Raw genomic sequence first — 17,434 nt, 5'->3', positions numbered from 1 at the left:
TCAAGCAAGGCATCAATATCGTCAGGGTCGGTGACATCAGCGGCTTCCGCTACAGAGTCAAGCAAGGCATCAATATCGTCAGGGTCGGTGACATCGACAGCAGGTTCTTCTTCTTCGGTTTGCTCTTCAGATTTATCCTCGGTTTTTTTCTCAAGAGGCGCTTCACTTACCGAATCATTCTCAACATCACCTTTTGCAGCATCAACCGTATCATTGACTGAAACATTAGCGGCTTCAAGCAGCGCATCAATATCATCAGGGTCGGTGACATCACCAGCAGGTACTTCTTCTTCTTCGGTTTGCTCTTCAGATTTTTCCTCTGTTTTTTTCTCAACAGGCGCTTCAGTTACCGAATCACTCTCGGTATCAGCAGCTGGCACGTCTTCAGATTTTTCTTCTGCATTGCCGTCGAAGTCATCATCATCGAGATCATCTAAACCTCCAAGTAAGTCATTGAGGTCATCTTGATTTAGCTGTCCGCCCTCAAGCTCATCAGATTTATCTGACTCTGCAGAACTAGCCGTGTCAAGCAAGGCATCAATATCGTCAGGGTCTGTGACATCCGCAGCGGGTGCTTCTTCGGCTTTCCCTTCAACTTTGTCTTCAACTTTTTCATCGAAGTCTTCATCATCTAGATCATCTAAACTACCGAGTAAATCATTGAGATCATCTTGGTTTAGCTCCCCTCCCTCAAGTATTTCATTATTACTATCCCCATCAAGAAGGATATCTTCAAGGTCATCGAGGTCATCTAGGTCATCTAAGCTATCGTCTTCATCTAAATGAATATCATTATCGTCTTTTTCAATAAGATCTATAGAAAGGTCATCGTCTAGCCCTAATTCATCATCAAGAGACAGTTCATCGTCGAGTGATAACTCTTCACTTAGATCAAGTTCATTGTCTAAATTTAATTCACCCAATGACAATTCATCATCAAGTGATAATTCTTCAGCTACATTTTTTTTGTCTGGTCTAGGCGTTTTATTTTTACTATTGAGCTCATTAAAAAACACTTCATCAGAAGCCTGTTTCCTACGTTTGAACAAGAAGGCTAAAAGAGCGAGTAGTAAAATAGCAGGTAAAGTGCCCATGACGATTTTAAACCATAGGCTAGAAGTGATATCTTGTTCAGCGAGTTCTGCTTGTTGTTTTTCAAGTAATAGTTGTCTTTCTCTCGCTTCCGCTTTTGCTAATAAAGCTTGCTGCAATTTAATCATATCGTCCATTTGCAACTTGATTTCTTTGCCTTTAGCCACCTCATTTTGCATAACGCCAAGCTGGTCACTAAAAGAATTTAGTCGCTGACGTAAATCATCATTCTCTTTCAATATAGCCTGTAAACCATTGATAGAATCTGAAATATCATTTTGAATATTTTCTAATCTTGCTTGCTGTTGGCCATCAATCTTTTGCAATTGATCTTTAATGGCTGTTTTTACGATCTCTAAGTCTTTTTTATTAACGCCAGGCTCTGTTGGCACTACCTTTGCTATAACTTTAGGCTGAGATTTTTTCCAAAGCTTAGCATCGCGTTGTGACTTTTCTTTTGCGCTCTCAGTATTTATCGCCATCATATTATTGAATGATGGAATTTTTAAATATTGCCCCTCGACTAAGTGGTTAATATTACTATCAACAAAAGCTTGTGGATTTTCTTGGTAAAGTGCCTGCATTACTTGATAAACACTTAAACGCGAATCAGGACGAACGCGAGTGGCGATATTCCATAAGGTATCCCTAGAGGTGATTGGGCCATAACGTTCATAAGGGAAAACATCACTACTTTTAGGCCCTCGCATACGTATGCCACGATCTTCTTCCGCATTAATAGGGAAATGAGCGGTGAGTATGCCAACAATAATCGCCTGCCATAGGCACAGACGCAATAATTTTTGCATGGAGATATTCCTAATTTAACAAATTAAACTTACTTTAGGTTTACGTTAGATAATGACGCTAATTAGTCTATTTTAGCGCCAAAAAAATACCGCATGGTATTATTTTTTGTGAAATAAAACTTACCTAAAAAATAAACTGCAATATTTATTCCAAAAAACCATTAACTAACAAGATAATAGCAAATTAACTCAATAAGTCTTCTATTTTTATAACTCAGGGCTAAATCAATACGCTGTTTTTGAATACTCAGTATATGTCGATACTTTTATTGGGGAATGGGTCTTACCCCCTATGAATTAGTCCGAATTTTATAGGTGACAGTAAAGCCAACATGGGGATTGCTCATAAGTTTGGCAGAAAGAAAAACAAAAAACTCGTTAACAACAGTATTTCTACCGCCATTGACGAGTCTTATAAATAACTAAATTGATAGTGAAGTTACTCACTAAGCTTTTAGCTTTACTGTTGTATGCGAGCCTAGCTTAAATGGTCTTTTACCAACAGCTCAGCAATTTGTACACTATTTGTTGCCGCACCTTTACGAACATTATCGGCCACAACCCACATATTGATGCCGCAGTTATGGCTGATATCTTCACGAATACGACCAACAAAGGTATCATCTTTGCCACTTGCATCGCCAATTTGAGTAGGAAAGTCTTCATCATTACGACAAACAACCACACCTGGCGCTTTCTCTAATAAATCTTTAACTTCTTCAGCTGAAATAGGTGAGTTTGTCTCGATGTGCAATGATTCGCCATGACCAAAAAATACCGGAACACGTACGGCTGTTGGGTTAACTAACACGTTTTCATCACCCAATATTTTCTTAGTTTCCCAAACCATCTTCATTTCTTCTTTGGTGTAACCATTTTCTAAGAATACGTCGATTTGTGGAATAACATTAAAAGCGATTTGACGAGAAAAGTTTTTACTTTCTACTGGCTTGCCCGTCAATAAATCAGCTGTTTGTTTTGCCAATTCATCCATAGATTCTTTACCACCGCCAGAAACGGATTGGTAAGTGCAAACATTTATCCGGCTAATACCTACGGCATCATAAATAGGCTTTATCGCTACCATCATTTGAATGGTTGAACAATTAGGGTTAGCGATTATGTTGCGATTACGATAGTCAGCTAAGGCTTCAGGGTTAACTTCCGGCACAACGAGAGGGATATCTGCGTCGTAACGGAATTCAGAGGTATTATCGATAACAATACAACCGGCTTCACCTGCTATAGGCGCGTACTTAGCTGAGGTGGCACCACCGGCAGAGAAGAAACCAATTTGTGCTTGGCTCCAGTCAAAATGTTCCGCGTCAAGTACTTCAATACTTTTACCTTTAAACTCAATAATCTCACCAGCAGAGCGAGCACTTGCTAATGGGTAGAGTTTATTGATAGGGAAATCTCTTTCTTCTAAGATTTCCATAATTGTTTTGCCAACTAATCCTGTTGCGCCAAGTATACATACATCAAATTTCTGTGCCATGATTCTCTCTCTAGTTGGACGTTTTACTAAAACCTAAGCGATGTGGCACATCACTTAGGGCATTGGATGATAAGGTAACCGTAATAGCAGAAAACTCCCTGCGAACCGGGTAATTTTTCCGTAAACTGTCAAAACCTTGAGTCGAAAGCTGTTGACGAAATATTGCATCGTCTCGTCTAACATCGTAAACCATTTTAACTAACTGGTTTAGTAGTATTTGACTAAAATCTTGATTAATTTCAATTGCAGGAATACTTGCTGACGGTAAAAAACTTTTTAACTGATATTTGGCTTCAACGTTAAGCTGTAGACATAATGCCTGATAGAGCATTTCACTACCACGTGCTTTTCCTTCTAAGCTATAACCGGCAATGTGCGCAGTGGCTATTTCGGTATAGGGAATTAAAGCTTCAAGAACGTCGGGCTCACCTTGCCAAACATCAAGGACAATTTTTAGACCATGGCCTTGTTGTTTAAGCGCCAATAAGGCGTGGTTATCAATAACGTCACCACGACAAGCACTGATCAATATTTGCTCATCACCTAACTGCGCCAGAATTTCTTCATTTATTAATTTATAGGTTGGGTATTCACCGCCAACAATTTTAGGCACATGCAGAGAAATCACATCACAGGTGAATACTTCCGTCAGTGATACATAATTTCTGCTATCCGCAGGAGTATTACTCTTATCTTGCAGCTGTTTTTCAGCAAGCAAGGGGTCGCATATTTTATGCTCAATACCCAATGCCGTTAATTTTTCGCTTAAACGGGAGCCGGTATTACCACCGCCAACAATACCGACGGTTAAAGATGATAAATCGAGTAGATAACGCTCAGCTAATACCACTAATGCACTTAATACATATTCAGCCACTGAGATAGCATTACAGCCTGGCGCTGAATGGAAGGCAACATTACGATTGGCTAAATAATCTTGATCAATATGATCGGTACCTATCGTAGCGCTACCAACAAAAATAAGTTTATCGTTAAGGTGCAGTAGTTGCGCATTAACTTGGGTAATGGAACGCACCAGTAGGACATCGGCATCGGCAACTTGCTCGGCGGTTAACGTCCGCCCAGAGAAAGGTACTAACTCACCTTGTGGTGACTCATCAAGCGCGCGGTGACTAGCACTGCTATTACCAAAGTTAAGGTGACAGAGTTCACTAAAAAACTCTTTGGCAAAGGGCATATTTTCATCAAAATATATTTTCATTGATTCTATTAACTGACTAGAGGCCTTAAAGTGCGCAATTATACGCTTATTTAACTATTAAGTGCTAGATGAAGCTAGGCAGACATAGCTAAAAAATGCCACTTCTGAAACGAAAAAACCACATCAAGCATCCGCCTAACGTGGTTTTTTTATAACTTAGAACATTTGTCTAAGTCAGCAGCCTAACTGCACAATATAAAGTTATTTATATTTCTTCATCACTAACGTGGCGTTAGTGCCACCAAAACCGAAGCTGTTAGACATGATTAGGTTTAACTCAACATCGCGTTTTTCAGTAACAATATCTAAACCTTGCGCTTTGTCATCTAAGTTAACAATGTTGATTGATGGGGCAACAAAACTGTTTTCCATCATTAAAATTGAGTAAATAGCTTCGTGAACACCAGCAGCGCCAAGTGCATGACCCGTCATTGCTTTAGTTGCACTAATTGCCGGTGAATCATCACCAAATAATTCTTGAATTGCGCCTAATTCTTTCACATCGCCAACTGGAGTAGAAGTACCATGGGTATTTAAGTAATCAATTTTACCTTCAACACCTTGCATAGCTTGTTGCATACAACGAACTGCGCCTTCACCACTTGGTGCTACCATGTCATAGCCATCAGAAGTAGCGCCATAGCCAACAAGTTCAGCGTATATATGTGCGCCACGAGCAAGGGCATGTTCAAGCTCTTCGACAACAACCATACCGCCGCCGCCAGAAATAACAAAACCGTCACGGTCTGCATCATAAGTACGTGAAGCTAATTCAGGCGTATCATTACGACCTGCAGATAACGCGCCCATGCCATCAAACATCATAGCAAGTGACCAATGAACTTCTTCACCACCACCAGCAAAAACAATATCTTGCTTGCCTAATTGAATAAGCTCCATCGCGTTACCAATACAATGAGCACTGGTTGCACAAGCTGAACTAATTGAATAGTTAACGCCCTTAATTTTAAATGGCGTAGCTAAACAAGCAGACACTGTACTACCCATAGTTTTTGGTACCGCATAAGGACCAACTCGACGTATGCCACGGCTGCGAAGCGTATCTGTTGAAGCAACGATGTTCTCTGATGAAGCGCCACCTGAGCCTGCCACAATACCCGTGCGTACGTTTGATATTTGTGCTTCAGTTAATTTGGCGTCCTTAATAGCTTCATCCATAGCAATGTAAGCGTAACCGGCTGCATCGCCCATAAAACGTACCGCTTTACGGTCAATATGATCTTTAATCGCTATAGTTGGCTTACCCCAAACATTACTTTTTAAACCTTGCTCTGCAAAGCTGTCCGAGTGAGTGATACCTGACTTACCCGCTTTTAATGAGGCTAAAACTTCTTCTGCATTATTACCAATGCTAGATACAATACCTAGACCTGTGATTACGACACGTTTCATTTAACTAACCATCTATAATTATAAAATTTTGCGCTATTATACTCGTAATAGCCGTTGAACTGGTATTACTAGTTGCTCGTCACAACATAAACCAGCGTACACCTGTACTCTATAATATGATATCCATTGATATATATCTATGACATTTTAACTTATCTATCGTTATTTTATGATTAGAATCAATATCTCGGGTAAAATAGATAAGGTAAACTCACTTGATCCTGTACTAAATTAATGACTTTAGCAAAAGAATTTTTCATGACAAAATCAAATAAAATAAATAAAACAAAGGAAAGCAGTCAATTATCCTACCAAGAAGATGGTAGTCCTTATTGTCAGCGTTTTAATGAACTTTATTTTAATAGAGAGTCAGGCCCCCTGCAAAGTGATAATGTTTTCATTCAAGAAAACCACATAAAACAACGCTTATTAACATCCAAGAGCCCCTTAACTATCGCTGAAACAGGTTTTGGCACCGGCTTGAATTTCCTATTAACCTTACAGTCGTACCAAAAAGCGCAACAAGTTTCCTCAACGCCACTTGCCCCTTTAGCGTTTATTAGTATTGAAAAATACCCCTTATCAAAAGAAGAGCTGGTCCGGTCTTTGTCCATTTTACCGCAGCTGCAACCGTTTGCGGCGGAGCTAACAAATAGCTACCCCGCCGGCGCAGTTGAGGAATTTGGACCAGAGTTTCAAGCGACCTTTTTAAATGGCCAAGTACGTTTAACGCTTATTTTTGACGATGCTACTATCGCTCTATCTTCATTAAAATGTCCCAAGCTCGGCTTAGTTGATGCTTGGTATTTAGATGGTTTTTCGCCAACAAAGAACCCGGATATGTGGAGTAAAAATCTATTCGCGCAAATTGCTCGACTTTCAAAAGAGCAAGCAACACTGAGCACATTTATCACCGATGACGTTGTTCAAAGGCAACTACGAGATATTGGCTTTCGCCTTGAAAATCAGGTCGGGCAAGATAAAAGTGAAAACAGAATTGTTGCAGTCATGCAAAGTAACCCCTTAACGACAAAAGGTTATCAATTACGGCCTCGTCAAATAAAACCCCAGCATGTCAGTATTATTGGTGGCGGTATCGCTTCTGCCTGTGTGGCTTATGCACTGACCAAACAAGGGGTAAACGTTACTTTGTATTGCAAGGATACTTCCCTTGCCGAGGGCGCCTCTAGTAATGCTATTGGCGCTTTATATCCGTTGTTACATCAACAAAAAGATGACATGAGTTCTTTTTATCAACAAGCCTTCTGGCGGGCTAAAGCCTTATATAAAGAAATTGCTGAACAAGGTTTTTCATTTTCACATCAATGGTGTGGCTTATTAGAAGTGTCTTATAAAGAAGCCTTAGTTAAAAGGCAACAAGCATTCGAAACCTTAAATACTTGGCCTAAAGAACTTATTCATGGGGTCGATGCCAAACAAGCGAGCGAATTTGCCAATATAGACTTGCCCTATGGCGGCCTTTTTATGCCTAACGCCGGTTGGATGTCACCACCTGAATTAGTTAAGCAACTATTTCATGCCGCTAAAGCGACCAAACGCTTGAAAATAATGACTGATACCCATATCAGCAAGATAAAACAAATTGCTCGTTCCACGTCCAGTGAAAGTCCTGCTTCAGGGGAAAGTAAAACGTCATGGCGCTTATCAAGTAATCACGGTGAATTTAACACCAGTATTTTGGTCATATGCGGTGGCGCAGATGCCATTGAAATTGAACAACTAAAATCTCTGCCGCTGACGGCTACCCGTGGTCAAATCACCAGTATGACAACGAATAGTAAGATAAATAAGCTAGCTACTGTTATATGTCATAAGGGCTATTTAACCCCAGAAAGTAAAGGCATCCACTGCATAGGCGCTACCTTTCAAAAAAATGATACTAATATCAATACCAATAAAGCGGACGATAGTTATAACTTAACTATGCTAGCTAAGTGTTTACCTGAACTATCCGCAACGATAAGTTGGCGGGAAAAAGATATTTCCTCAAGTAAGGCTAGGCTACGCTGTATGTCGCAAGACCACCTCCCCCTAGTTGGCGCAGTTCCCAATATCAGCGAACATATAAAAGCTTATCCACACTTAGCCAAAGATAAAAATTGGAAATATAGTCAAGCCGCGCCGTGTATTGATAACCTTTATGTACTGCTAGGACTTGGTGCCCGAGGTTTATGTTCAGCGCCATTAGCTGCTGATATTTTAACGGCTGAATTATGTAATACGCCCTACCCTATGGATAATCAGATGTTATTTAACTTAAGCCCAAATCGCTTTATCATCAGAGATATCATTAAAAGAAAAATTGCTGACTAAGCTCCTACAATAGGAGTAGCAAGTATTTGAAGCGATTCAAAGCCAATTAAAGTACCACTCGTTGTTGCAGTCCCAGCCAGAAATTCGTCACTATGGCGTGATCCTGCGGCGATAGTTCAGTTTTTCCTTGGCTTACTTTTGCCGTTATATCAGTAAGCAGGGGCGTTGCAATAACTTGATTTTCATCGCCATATTCAGTGGCAACCAGTGAAATAAAGCATCGTAAATAACTGCCTGCGAATAAGGTATCGCTATCCATATCTAACTCGAATAAGGCATCTAAATATTGATAAAAGTCGGCAACGGTAGTTAGTTTTTTTGTTGATATGTCAGAAATATTTTTGTCAGTTGTCATAGTGTTCACTTAAAAAATGTTCGGTGTTAATACTTAGGCTTTTCATGCTTAAGCTCTAGTGGCTAAGCATTAGTGGGTACATAGTGCTAAAGGTTTATAATCGCTCATGGTAAATCTTATTGCGGGCTAGCAAGGGGGTAAAGTACTTGGTCTTTATACCCCGTAGTTATCGGCATAAAACCAGATAATTCTTGATCGAGTTCCGCATCACCGGTATCGCTAATTAAGGGTTTGTTCATCAAAGCGGTGAGCTTAGCTTTAGTTGCCATAATCATAATATTATCACGACCGCCAGGCTGCGCTAAAATAGCGCGAATCACGCGCGGGCTTAACTGCTGATTACCACGGCCAAAGACATGGCCTTGTCCACCGATTAAAGTAATAACTAACTTACTTAGCCCGTGAAAATTAGTAATGGCTTGATAGAGCTGCCTTTCGGTTACATCTGCAGCAGTAAGTGATTGATCACTTACAATATCAACACCGAGTAAAGTATTATCTAAGGCTAGTTCTGCCATTAAAAAAGCCGTTGTTGAGCCTGAGCCGATAATAAACTGTCTATCATCATAATCATTCATTTCTTCAATGACATTAGCCGCTATATCTTGCAGTACTAACTCATCACTTTCTTTACCGCCAGACTTTACCGCTTGAACATAACGCAGTTCACTGGGTATTTGCATCTCGCTATAACGCTTGGCTTTAACAATGCCTTGTCTGAATAAGCTTTCGTCTATATCCATAACATCACCGGTAGTTAGGCTAACTAACTCTTGATTGATCATTAATTCGACCACGCGCCCTGCGGCTTTGGGCGTAATAGCATAAACACCCGAATGAATTTTACAACCTGCTGGAATGCCCAATACAGGGATAGGCTGAAAATCATCGCCTTTGGTGACAACCTTGGCGATATCTCGGGCGGTGCCATCACCACCAGCAAATAAAATAATATCTACGCCATTTGCTAATAAAGCTTGTGTCGCTAACTGGCTATCTTCACTTTCGCTTTGTTTATGTTGGCTTTGATAAAGTACTTCAACTTTAAAACCTAGCTCTCGGGCGCATTGCTCACCCATCTGATCGTTGGCGGTATAAATAACAAGATTGTCTTGATAAGGTAATAATATTTCAAGTGCTAGTTTAGCTCGGGCATTAGCTTGAGGCATGGCTCCTAATGCTAGTGCCTGTTTCACCACACCATCACTGCCTTTTAGGGCAACACTACCGCCAATGCCAGCTATAGGGTTAATTATAAAACCGAGTTTAAAGTGCTTCACAACTTTGTTCCTTTTCTCTTATTTCACTTATTGCCATACGCCTTTCATCATCACTCTTTATAATGTTATCAACACTGCCTTCGACACTGTCTTCAACAAGGTAACTAAACTGTTCAGCTGTTACCGGGTAACTGCATTGATAAAACTGCGTTAAAACCTCAATAAATTGTTGCGCTCTAGGGGGAAAACCATGTTCGATAAAGGTTAATACTTGCTGGTGTACCTTAGCTTTAAAGCCCGCAGTATCACCAAGGTAACCATTAAGGTTGTCTGCTGAGGTATGAAACTTTTTTTGCGCGGCGACATTAAAAGCCCATTCAAGGGCTTGTGGGATCACTTCAACTTGCTCAAACTTTTTTTGTTGTTGCTCATTGCGGCCATCCGGAATATACCAATAGCCAAAATCTTCTAACAGTCGTCTTTGTTCACCGGCATGGCACCAATGGGAAATTTCATGCAAAGCACTGGCAAAATAGCCGTGAGCAAAAATAATTTGATGATAGGCACAGTGTTCATCGGCAGGAGCATACAATGGCTCGTCACCGCCCTTAATTAAACGGGTATTATATTGTTTGAAAAAAACTTGCTCGAACAGAGCAATGAGATCTTGGTAATTATGCTGCATCTACTATAGGGCTTAGCTGAGTTATTAGCGGCTATTGTAACGAAAAATGGCGATTGTTACATCGCCATTTTTAATTATTTACTTGGTATCAATATTCGCCATTAAGGTATTTCACCACACGATAAACCTCGAGATAAAATATGATAGTCAAGATGGGTGTACCATTGAAGATACTGGTGAGAATACCGTTAAAAACACCTAGCTTGATTGCGTAACCACACCACGTTGTAGAGTATTAACAATCATCTTCGATGTTATCTTTACCTTGAGTACGCTCTATACTATCCAGCTTATGATGAATGGCCGATTTAATCATCATATAAGCACTGATCGGTGCGGTGAGTAATAAAAAAAGCGAGATGAGTATTTCTTTTACACTCAATCCTGCTTGTGTGGTACTAAAAAACACCATAGCAGCCGTTAACAACGACGCCATGCCTAGTGTGGTCGCTTTCGTTGGTCCATGCAGGCGCATAAAAAAATCAGGCATTTTCACTAAACCAATAGAGCCAACGAGTACAAAAGTACCGCCAATTAATAATAATATTGAAATAATCCATTCAGTCATAACCTACCCCTTACTCTATAATATCGCCACGTAGCAAATACTTGCACACTGCAACCGTACTCACAAAACCTAGCATAGCGATTAACAACGCTGCTTCAAAATACAATGCCGTGCCCATACTCATACCGTACAAGATGATCAATGCAATGCTATTGATATACATGGTATCAAGGGCAAGTATTCGATCGGGTATAGAAGGGCCTATCAATAAGCGCCATAGATTTAATAATAACGACACTCCAATCATAGCAAAGACAATTAAAATGACAGTTTCTAGCATTGGAATATCTCCTTAAGAGGTGCTTCATAACGTTGCTTAATGGTTTTTATTAAAGCCTCTTCGTCGGTAAGGTTTAGCACGTGTATCAGTAAAAAACGCTGCTCAGGCTCTTCGCCCTCCATTAAGGACTCTTGCCAAGGATACACTTCAGCACTAACGGTTCCCGGTGTTAAAGACACCGTACTGGCCAAAATAGTAATTGGCATACTGTGAGTTAAATCTAGTGGTACCTTAACGAAACCAGGGGTTAGTTTTTTATTCGGGCCTAAGATCAAAATGGCAACCTGAACATTCGCCGTAATGATGTCATATAACACCAGCATCAAATGACGAAATGCTAAGCCAGGTTTTATAAGTAATGGCTGTTTAGTTCTAAATGGACTAGTCATCCATGGAATAACTATGGCTAAGATAGTGGCCAAGACGATATGCCCAGCAGATACGCTGTTATTTAATAATAACCAGACCATGAATAATAACAGGCTTCGTAAAGGCGTAGGTAGCCATTTAAATTTTGCTTCTAAGCGCATCATTGCCCTCCTGAAAGGATAATTTTAATATTATTGTTAAAATCATGTAATTGGGTAGCTGCACCAATAGCATATTCACTTAATGGTCCGGCAAAAATAGTCATCAATGGCGCAGCAGCAATAAGAATAATTAATGCCGCTAGCTGCGCAGGGTGAACGCGTATTTTATTGGGACTTTGGCTTACTTCGCCTTCTATGAGTGAGACTTGATGATGCCAAAATATAGTACTGCCCGCTTTAGACACCGCAAGCAATATAGCTAAACTTGCCAGTAAATAGAGCGGCCAGAAAACCACGGTATACTCAGCATGTAAGGTCGCTTTAAGTAACCATACTTTACCGATAAAGCCTGACAATGGTGGCATGCCTATCACCGCAATAGCCGCAATCATGAAGCAGATACCCAGTAACCTTGGCTGAGCCATCGGTGGGCCCGCGGTAATACGGTCAGCCACTTCACCACGTTGACGGCCGATTAAATCAGCTAAAATGAATAGTGCAGCGGTGACCAAGGTAGAATGCACCAAGTAGTAAATGGCGGCAGAACTGGCTTCAATGGTTTGTACCGCAATTAGCGCAACTAAAGTACCTACCGAGACAATCACTAAGTTGGCCGCTAACTTTCTTAAATCTTTACTCGCTAACACACCGATTGTACCCATCGCTATAGTGGCAAGTGCTAACCACCACAACCAGCTTTGTGCCATATGACTCAACTCACCCGCTTCATCGCCAAAAATTAGCGTATAGACACGCATCATTGAGTAAACACCGACCTTGGTCATAATGGCAAAGAGTGCGGCCACTACCGGCATCGCAGTAGCGTAAGTATTGGGTAACCATAAATGTAGTGGTAACAAAGCGCCTTTCAAAGCAAAGACTACCAGTAACAACAGCCCACCTATTTTAGCGAGGTAAACGTCATCACCCTGCAAAAGCGCTACTTTCTGGGCCATGTCAGCCATGTTCAAGGTGCCTAATACACCATAAAGAATACCAAGCCCAATCAAAAAGATCGCCGAGCCGACAAGGTTCATAATCACATAGTGTAAAGCCGCTCGGGTAGTGCTTTTATTGCCCCCGTGCATTAATAATGAATACGAGGCAATGAGCAATACTTCGAAAAACACAAAGAGATTAAAAGCATCACCGGTTAAGAATGCACCGTTTACACCTAAAATTAAAAAGTGTATTAAAGGATGAAAGAAACTGCCTTTTTCATCATCTCCCGCACTTCCATATAAGGTACATACCACACCTAATAATGAAGTCAAACTCACTAATAGGGTAGATAGCGGATCGGCAAATAAAACAATACCAAAAGGCGCACTCCAATCACCAATGGCATAAACTTGAGTACCGTCTGTTTGAATTTTCAGTAACAAGGCTACTGAAGCTAAAAAGGTTAATATACTAAGTAGTACCGAAGCAATTCTTCGGTAATTTTTGTTTTTACCAAATGGAGGCATCAATAAAATAACACCGGCCATCATGGGTAATAAAATAGGTAAAGAGGTCAAATTCTGGATCATACTTCAACCTTTTTATTTTTCTTTTTCTTTTTAATTGGCACTTGACCATCTACATGGTCATTGCCTAAATCGGCTCGTCCTCTGATCGATAAGATAACCACAAAGGCCGTCATCGCAAAACCGATAACAATCGCGGTTAATACCAGAGCTTGCGGCAATGGATCAGCATATTCGGTGCTAGTGCCAAGTACCGCAGCCTGGTTAAGACTAAGCCGGCCAGAAGAAAACAGAAATAAATTAACCGCGTAAGAAAACATCGTCAACCCTAAAACAACAGGAAAAGTTCTCGAACGTAAGATAAGAAACACGCCACAAGACACCAAAACCCCAACACAGGATGCGTAAAGTAATTCCATTAAACATTTACCTTTTCTTTAGGCTCATTAGTCGTTAATTGACCAAGGCTTGCCAAAATCATTAAAGTAGAACCAACGACAGTAATATAAACACCAACATCAAATACCAAGGCACTGGCGAGTTCTATTTCGCCAATAAATGGAATATCAAAGTAATCGAACCAAGTTGTCATGAAAGGCCTGCCAAAGAACCAACTACCAACACCCGTGAATAACGCAATAGCAATGCCTGAGGCAATTATTTTTCGATAATTTATCGTTAAACGCTCAGCGATCCATTTTGAACCATGTGCTATATACTGCAAAATAAAGGCGACAGCGGTGACTAAACCTGCAATAAAGCCTCCTCCAGGCATATTGTGGCCACGTAAGAAAATATAAAACGATACCAGTAATGCCAATGGCAATAATGATTGAGAAATACTGGCTAATAAAATGGGGTAACGCTCTTTCGCCCATGGTCGCCCTTCACTATCACTAGTAGGAATAAATAAAGGTAAGTTGACTAACAATTTGTAAATACCTAACGCGGCAATACCCAGGACACAAATTTCACCTAGGGTATCAAAGCCACGAAAATCAACCAAAATAACATTAACAACGTTAGTACCACCGCCACCTGTTTTAGCATTTGCTAAGAAAAATTCTGAGATAGAATCAAGTGGACGAGTAATTAGTGCATAGCAGATACTCGCAATAACAATACCCAAAGCGCCTGAAATCCCTAAGTCACGCAATACACGCATAGAGCTAGACTCTTTTGGTGAATGCTGTGGTAGGAAAAACAATGCCAGCATCAGTAAAATGATCGTGACAACTTCAACCGTTAATTGAGTTAAGGCGAGATCGGGTGCTGAGAAGCGCGTAAATGCCACCGACACCATTAAGCCCACAACAGAGATCATCAGTAATGAGACCACGCGTGTTCGATACCAAATGACCGTACTAATGGCACCAATCATTAATAATGCTGCACCCACCGCGTTATGAACATCAATGGGAGTAAGCTGTTTTTCTCCGCCTAACTGACTCATTTCAAATAATGGGCCACCAGCAAAGATTAATACAACGACAAACATCAACATTAAATAGCGTTGTAAAGAGCCATTTTCTATGGAGATTATCTTATGCTGACACCACTTTATCATTTTATTAAGTGAATTATCGTAGGCCTTTTTAGCGTTCAAAGTCGGCAGCGAAGCTTGAAACCTAAACAGATAACGGCGCTGTGTATATAGCAGTAAACCACCTGATACGGCTATGCCACTCATTAATAGTGGTAAGTTAAAACCATGCCATAGGGCAACTTTAAATTCTGGTACATAACCACCTAGTACCGAAAACGCGGCCGCTTTTAAAATATCATTAACAATAAAGTTTGGAAATATCCCCACAAGTAGGCACAAGGCTACCAGTATTTCAATGGGTACTCGCATATAGCGAGGCGGCTCACTTGGCTGTTTTGGTAAATCAATTGGATCACCATTAAAGAATACATCATGAATAAAGCGAGCTGAATAAGCGACAGCCAAAGCACCAGCAATAGTCGCTAATACGGGAATAAGCCATGACATAGAGCCGAGTAATTGTTGATGTAAGGTCTCAGCAAAAAACATTTCTTTTGACAAGAAACCGTTTAATAGTGGTACACCGGCCATCGACGCCGCAGCCACCATAGCGAGCGTTGCCGTATAAGGCATAAACCGCCACATGCCGTTGAGTTTTCGCATGTCACGCGTACCGGTTTCATGATCAATAATGCCCGTTGCCATAAATAAAGAGGCTTTGAACGTAGCGTGATTAATAATATGAAAAATAGCAGCTACTGCCGCAAGCTTGGTATCCAAACCGAAGAGTAAGGTGATCAAACCTAAATGACTGATCGTTGAGTAGGCTAACAAACCTTTTAAGTCATGTTTAAATAACGCCACATAAGCGCCAAATAAAAGTGTGGTAAGTCCGGTTAAACTGACAATAATAAACCATGTATCAGTACCAGCTAAAGCAGGATAAAAACGCGCTAACAAGAATACACCCGCTTTTACCATGGTGGCAGAGTGAAGATATGCACTTACCGGCGTTGGCGCAGCCATTGCGTGAGGTAACCAAAAGTGAAAAGGAAATTGTGCTGACTTAGTGAACGCACCCAATAGTATTAAAATAAGTGTTACTTCATACCAATCATGTGCTTGAATAATACCTCTACTGGCTAAAATAACATCTAAATTATAACTACCAACAATATTACCCAGTAAAAGCAAACCCGCTAATAATGCAAGACCACCCCCACCGGTAATAATTAAGGCCATTATGGCACCCTTACGCGCTTCTGATTTTTGCCACCAATAGCTGATTAGCAAAAATGAGCTAATACTGGTTAGCTCCCAAAAGAACCAGAGTTGGATGACATTGTTTGACATCACAATACCCAACATCGCGGTCATAAATAACATCAAATAAGCATAAAGCTTGGGCATAGAGTCATTATTACTTAAGTAATAACGGGCATAAAAAATAACTAATATACCTATCACTAATATCATAAAGACAAACAATAGCGCTAAGCCGTCTAAACGAAAGGCGATGTCTATACCGAGTAATGGGATCCAGGAAATAGTGTAACGAAGCACTTCGCCAGCAAACACCGCAGGCGCTAGGCTAATCGTAATTAATAAGGCGATGAGCGGCATTAACATCGTCAATCCGGTTGATTGATTACGTGTTAATTTACCCGTCATAGAAGAAATAATACTGCCAAGTAAGGATAACAATGGTATCCAAAGCAAAGTCATAGAGTAAACCTTTTTTATTTTTCTAACTAGAAGTTATGATATGGTCATAATATGTCAATTTACCTAGTACTGGCAAACATTATCGATGTGATGTTTTGTAATGCTTTTTTCACGACATAACACCAAAATATTAACTGAACTCTAAAAATAATTCGGATTATTTACTAATTCACGTCAAAAATTCAAATTATCCACTTTTTACACTAGTCTCAATACCGCTATTAAGTGTAGTATTTACCCAATTAAGTGGTAATAAATTTACAGGTGACTAATGAAGAAGCTCGATAGCATCGATTTACAAGTATTAACCATACTATATGAAGACGCAGACATTACAAATAAAGAACTCGCAGCCCAAATAGGTATTGCGCCATCGACCTGTTTAGAACGTGTTAAGCGTTTAAAACAAAGTGGTGTTATTAAAGGTGCCTTTATTGATGTCAATCTAAAAACTATCGGTGGTAATATCGAAGCGATAGCGGCAATTCGTCTACAACCCTATTCAGAAGAAATTGTTAATTCCCTGCGTGATGACTTATTGAAGTATCCTGAGATATTAAATTTATACCATATGGGCGGTAGCTATGATTATTATATTCATATGTCGGTCAAAGATAGTGAGCATTTACGCCAATTTGTCTTCAAATACATCACCTCTCGCGAAGAAGTTACCACGGTAGAAACATCGCTAGTTTTTGAACATAGCCGCAGCGGTATTTTACCCAACTTTGACGAGTAATAATTCCCC

The 17,434-nt window shown here is 40.3% G+C and carries 16 protein-coding genes; 3 read left to right on the top strand and 13 right to left on the bottom strand.

Annotated elements, in window-relative coordinates:
• The 4 genes from F580_RS23675 to fabB all read right to left on the bottom strand — a co-directional run.
• Window positions 1–1,901, bottom strand: a 1,901-nt coding sequence (locus F580_RS23675; RefSeq protein ID WP_020621315.1) for a FimV/HubP family polar landmark protein, incomplete at its 3' end; no start/stop codon positions are given.
• Window positions 1,902–2,379: 478 nt separating this feature from the next.
• Window positions 2,380–3,399 carry an aspartate-semialdehyde dehydrogenase gene (locus tag F580_RS0100490; protein ID WP_019025735.1) on the bottom strand — a complete coding sequence of 340 codons (1,020 nt, stop codon included), beginning with the start codon at window positions 3,397–3,399 and terminating at the stop codon, window positions 2,380–2,382.
• Window positions 3,400–3,409: 10 nt separating this feature from the next.
• Window positions 3,410–4,621, bottom strand: a complete 1,212-nt coding sequence (locus tag F580_RS0100485; protein ID WP_019025734.1) for a 4-phosphoerythronate dehydrogenase — start codon at window positions 4,619–4,621, stop codon at window positions 3,410–3,412.
• A 201-nt stretch (window positions 4,622–4,822) separates the two neighbouring features.
• Window positions 4,823–6,034, bottom strand: a complete 1,212-nt coding sequence (gene fabB / locus F580_RS0100480) for a beta-ketoacyl-ACP synthase I (protein WP_019025733.1) — start codon at window positions 6,032–6,034, stop codon at window positions 4,823–4,825.
• 258 nt (window positions 6,035–6,292) lie between these two features.
• On the opposite strand from fabB, the gene mnmC reads away from it, so the two are divergent.
• A complete protein-coding gene (mnmC, locus tag F580_RS0100475) occupies window positions 6,293–8,368 on the top strand; it encodes a bifunctional tRNA (5-methylaminomethyl-2-thiouridine)(34)-methyltransferase MnmC2/FAD-dependent 5-carboxymethylaminomethyl-2-thiouridine(34) oxidoreductase MnmC1 (protein WP_026301154.1) in 2,076 nt (691 codons plus the stop codon).
• 46 nt (window positions 8,369–8,414) lie between these two features.
• On the opposite strand, the gene F580_RS0100470 is transcribed toward mnmC, so the two are convergent.
• The 3 genes from F580_RS0100470 to F580_RS0100460 form a co-directional block, all read right to left on the bottom strand.
• On the bottom strand, window positions 8,415–8,723 hold the full coding sequence (locus tag F580_RS0100470) for a YfcL family protein (protein ID WP_019025731.1): 309 nt from the start codon (window positions 8,721–8,723) through the stop codon (window positions 8,415–8,417).
• Between the two features lie 116 nt (window positions 8,724–8,839).
• Entirely contained in the window at window positions 8,840–10,003 is a 1,164-nt protein-coding gene (locus tag F580_RS0100465; protein WP_019025730.1) for an ATP-NAD kinase family protein, read from the bottom strand.
• Entirely contained in the window at window positions 9,990–10,628 is a 639-nt protein-coding gene (locus F580_RS0100460; protein ID WP_019025729.1) for an elongation factor P hydroxylase, read from the bottom strand. Before F580_RS0100460 ends, F580_RS0100465 begins: the two co-directional genes overlap by 14 nt.
• A gap of 46 nt (window positions 10,629–10,674) precedes the next feature.
• Between F580_RS0100460 and F580_RS26240 the strand changes: the two genes are divergently transcribed.
• Complete coding sequence (locus F580_RS26240) at window positions 10,675–10,830, top strand: hypothetical protein (RefSeq protein ID WP_157442951.1); 156 nt, start codon at window positions 10,675–10,677, stop codon at window positions 10,828–10,830.
• 33 nt (window positions 10,831–10,863) lie between these two features.
• Here F580_RS26240 and F580_RS0100455 read toward each other — a convergent pair whose 3' ends face one another.
• The 6 genes from F580_RS0100455 to F580_RS0100430 are packed head-to-tail and all read right to left on the bottom strand — an operon-like array spanning window position 10,864 to window position 16,686.
• A complete protein-coding gene (locus F580_RS0100455; protein ID WP_019025728.1) occupies window positions 10,864–11,196 on the bottom strand; it encodes a Na+/H+ antiporter subunit G in 333 nt (110 codons plus the stop codon).
• A 10-nt stretch (window positions 11,197–11,206) separates the two neighbouring features.
• Window positions 11,207–11,476 (bottom strand): K+/H+ antiporter subunit F, encoded by a 270-nt coding sequence (locus tag F580_RS0100450; RefSeq protein WP_019025727.1) that lies wholly within the window; start codon window positions 11,474–11,476, stop codon window positions 11,207–11,209.
• The gene (locus F580_RS0100445; protein WP_019025726.1) at window positions 11,470–12,006 is read right to left on the bottom strand and encodes a Na+/H+ antiporter subunit E; all 537 of its coding nucleotides are present in this window, start codon (window positions 12,004–12,006) and stop codon (window positions 11,470–11,472) included. The genes F580_RS0100450 and F580_RS0100445 overlap by 7 nt, the downstream gene beginning before the upstream one ends.
• Window positions 12,006–13,538: a monovalent cation/H+ antiporter subunit D gene (locus F580_RS0100440; protein WP_019025725.1), complete on the bottom strand. Its 1,533-nt coding sequence runs from the start codon at window positions 13,536–13,538 to the stop codon at window positions 12,006–12,008. Before F580_RS0100440 ends, F580_RS0100445 begins: the two co-directional genes overlap by 1 nt.
• Window positions 13,535–13,894 (bottom strand): Na+/H+ antiporter subunit C, encoded by a 360-nt coding sequence (locus F580_RS0100435; RefSeq protein WP_019025724.1) that lies wholly within the window; start codon window positions 13,892–13,894, stop codon window positions 13,535–13,537. The genes F580_RS0100440 and F580_RS0100435 overlap by 4 nt, the downstream gene beginning before the upstream one ends.
• Window positions 13,894–16,686: a monovalent cation/H+ antiporter subunit A gene (locus F580_RS0100430; protein WP_019025723.1), complete on the bottom strand. Its 2,793-nt coding sequence runs from the start codon at window positions 16,684–16,686 to the stop codon at window positions 13,894–13,896. The genes F580_RS0100435 and F580_RS0100430 overlap by 1 nt, the downstream gene beginning before the upstream one ends.
• Window positions 16,687–16,957: 271 nt before the next feature.
• On the opposite strand from F580_RS0100430, the gene F580_RS0100425 reads away from it, so the two are divergent.
• Window positions 16,958–17,425 (top strand): Lrp/AsnC family transcriptional regulator, encoded by a 468-nt coding sequence (locus F580_RS0100425; protein WP_019025722.1) that lies wholly within the window; start codon window positions 16,958–16,960, stop codon window positions 17,423–17,425.
• Window positions 17,426–17,434 lie beyond the last annotated feature (9 nt).

This window comes from Colwellia piezophila ATCC BAA-637 (assembly GCF_000378625.1).
Lineage (GTDB): Bacteria > Pseudomonadota > Gammaproteobacteria > Enterobacterales > Alteromonadaceae > Colwellia > Colwellia piezophila.
This window is presented reverse-complemented; position numbering and strand designations above follow the sequence as displayed.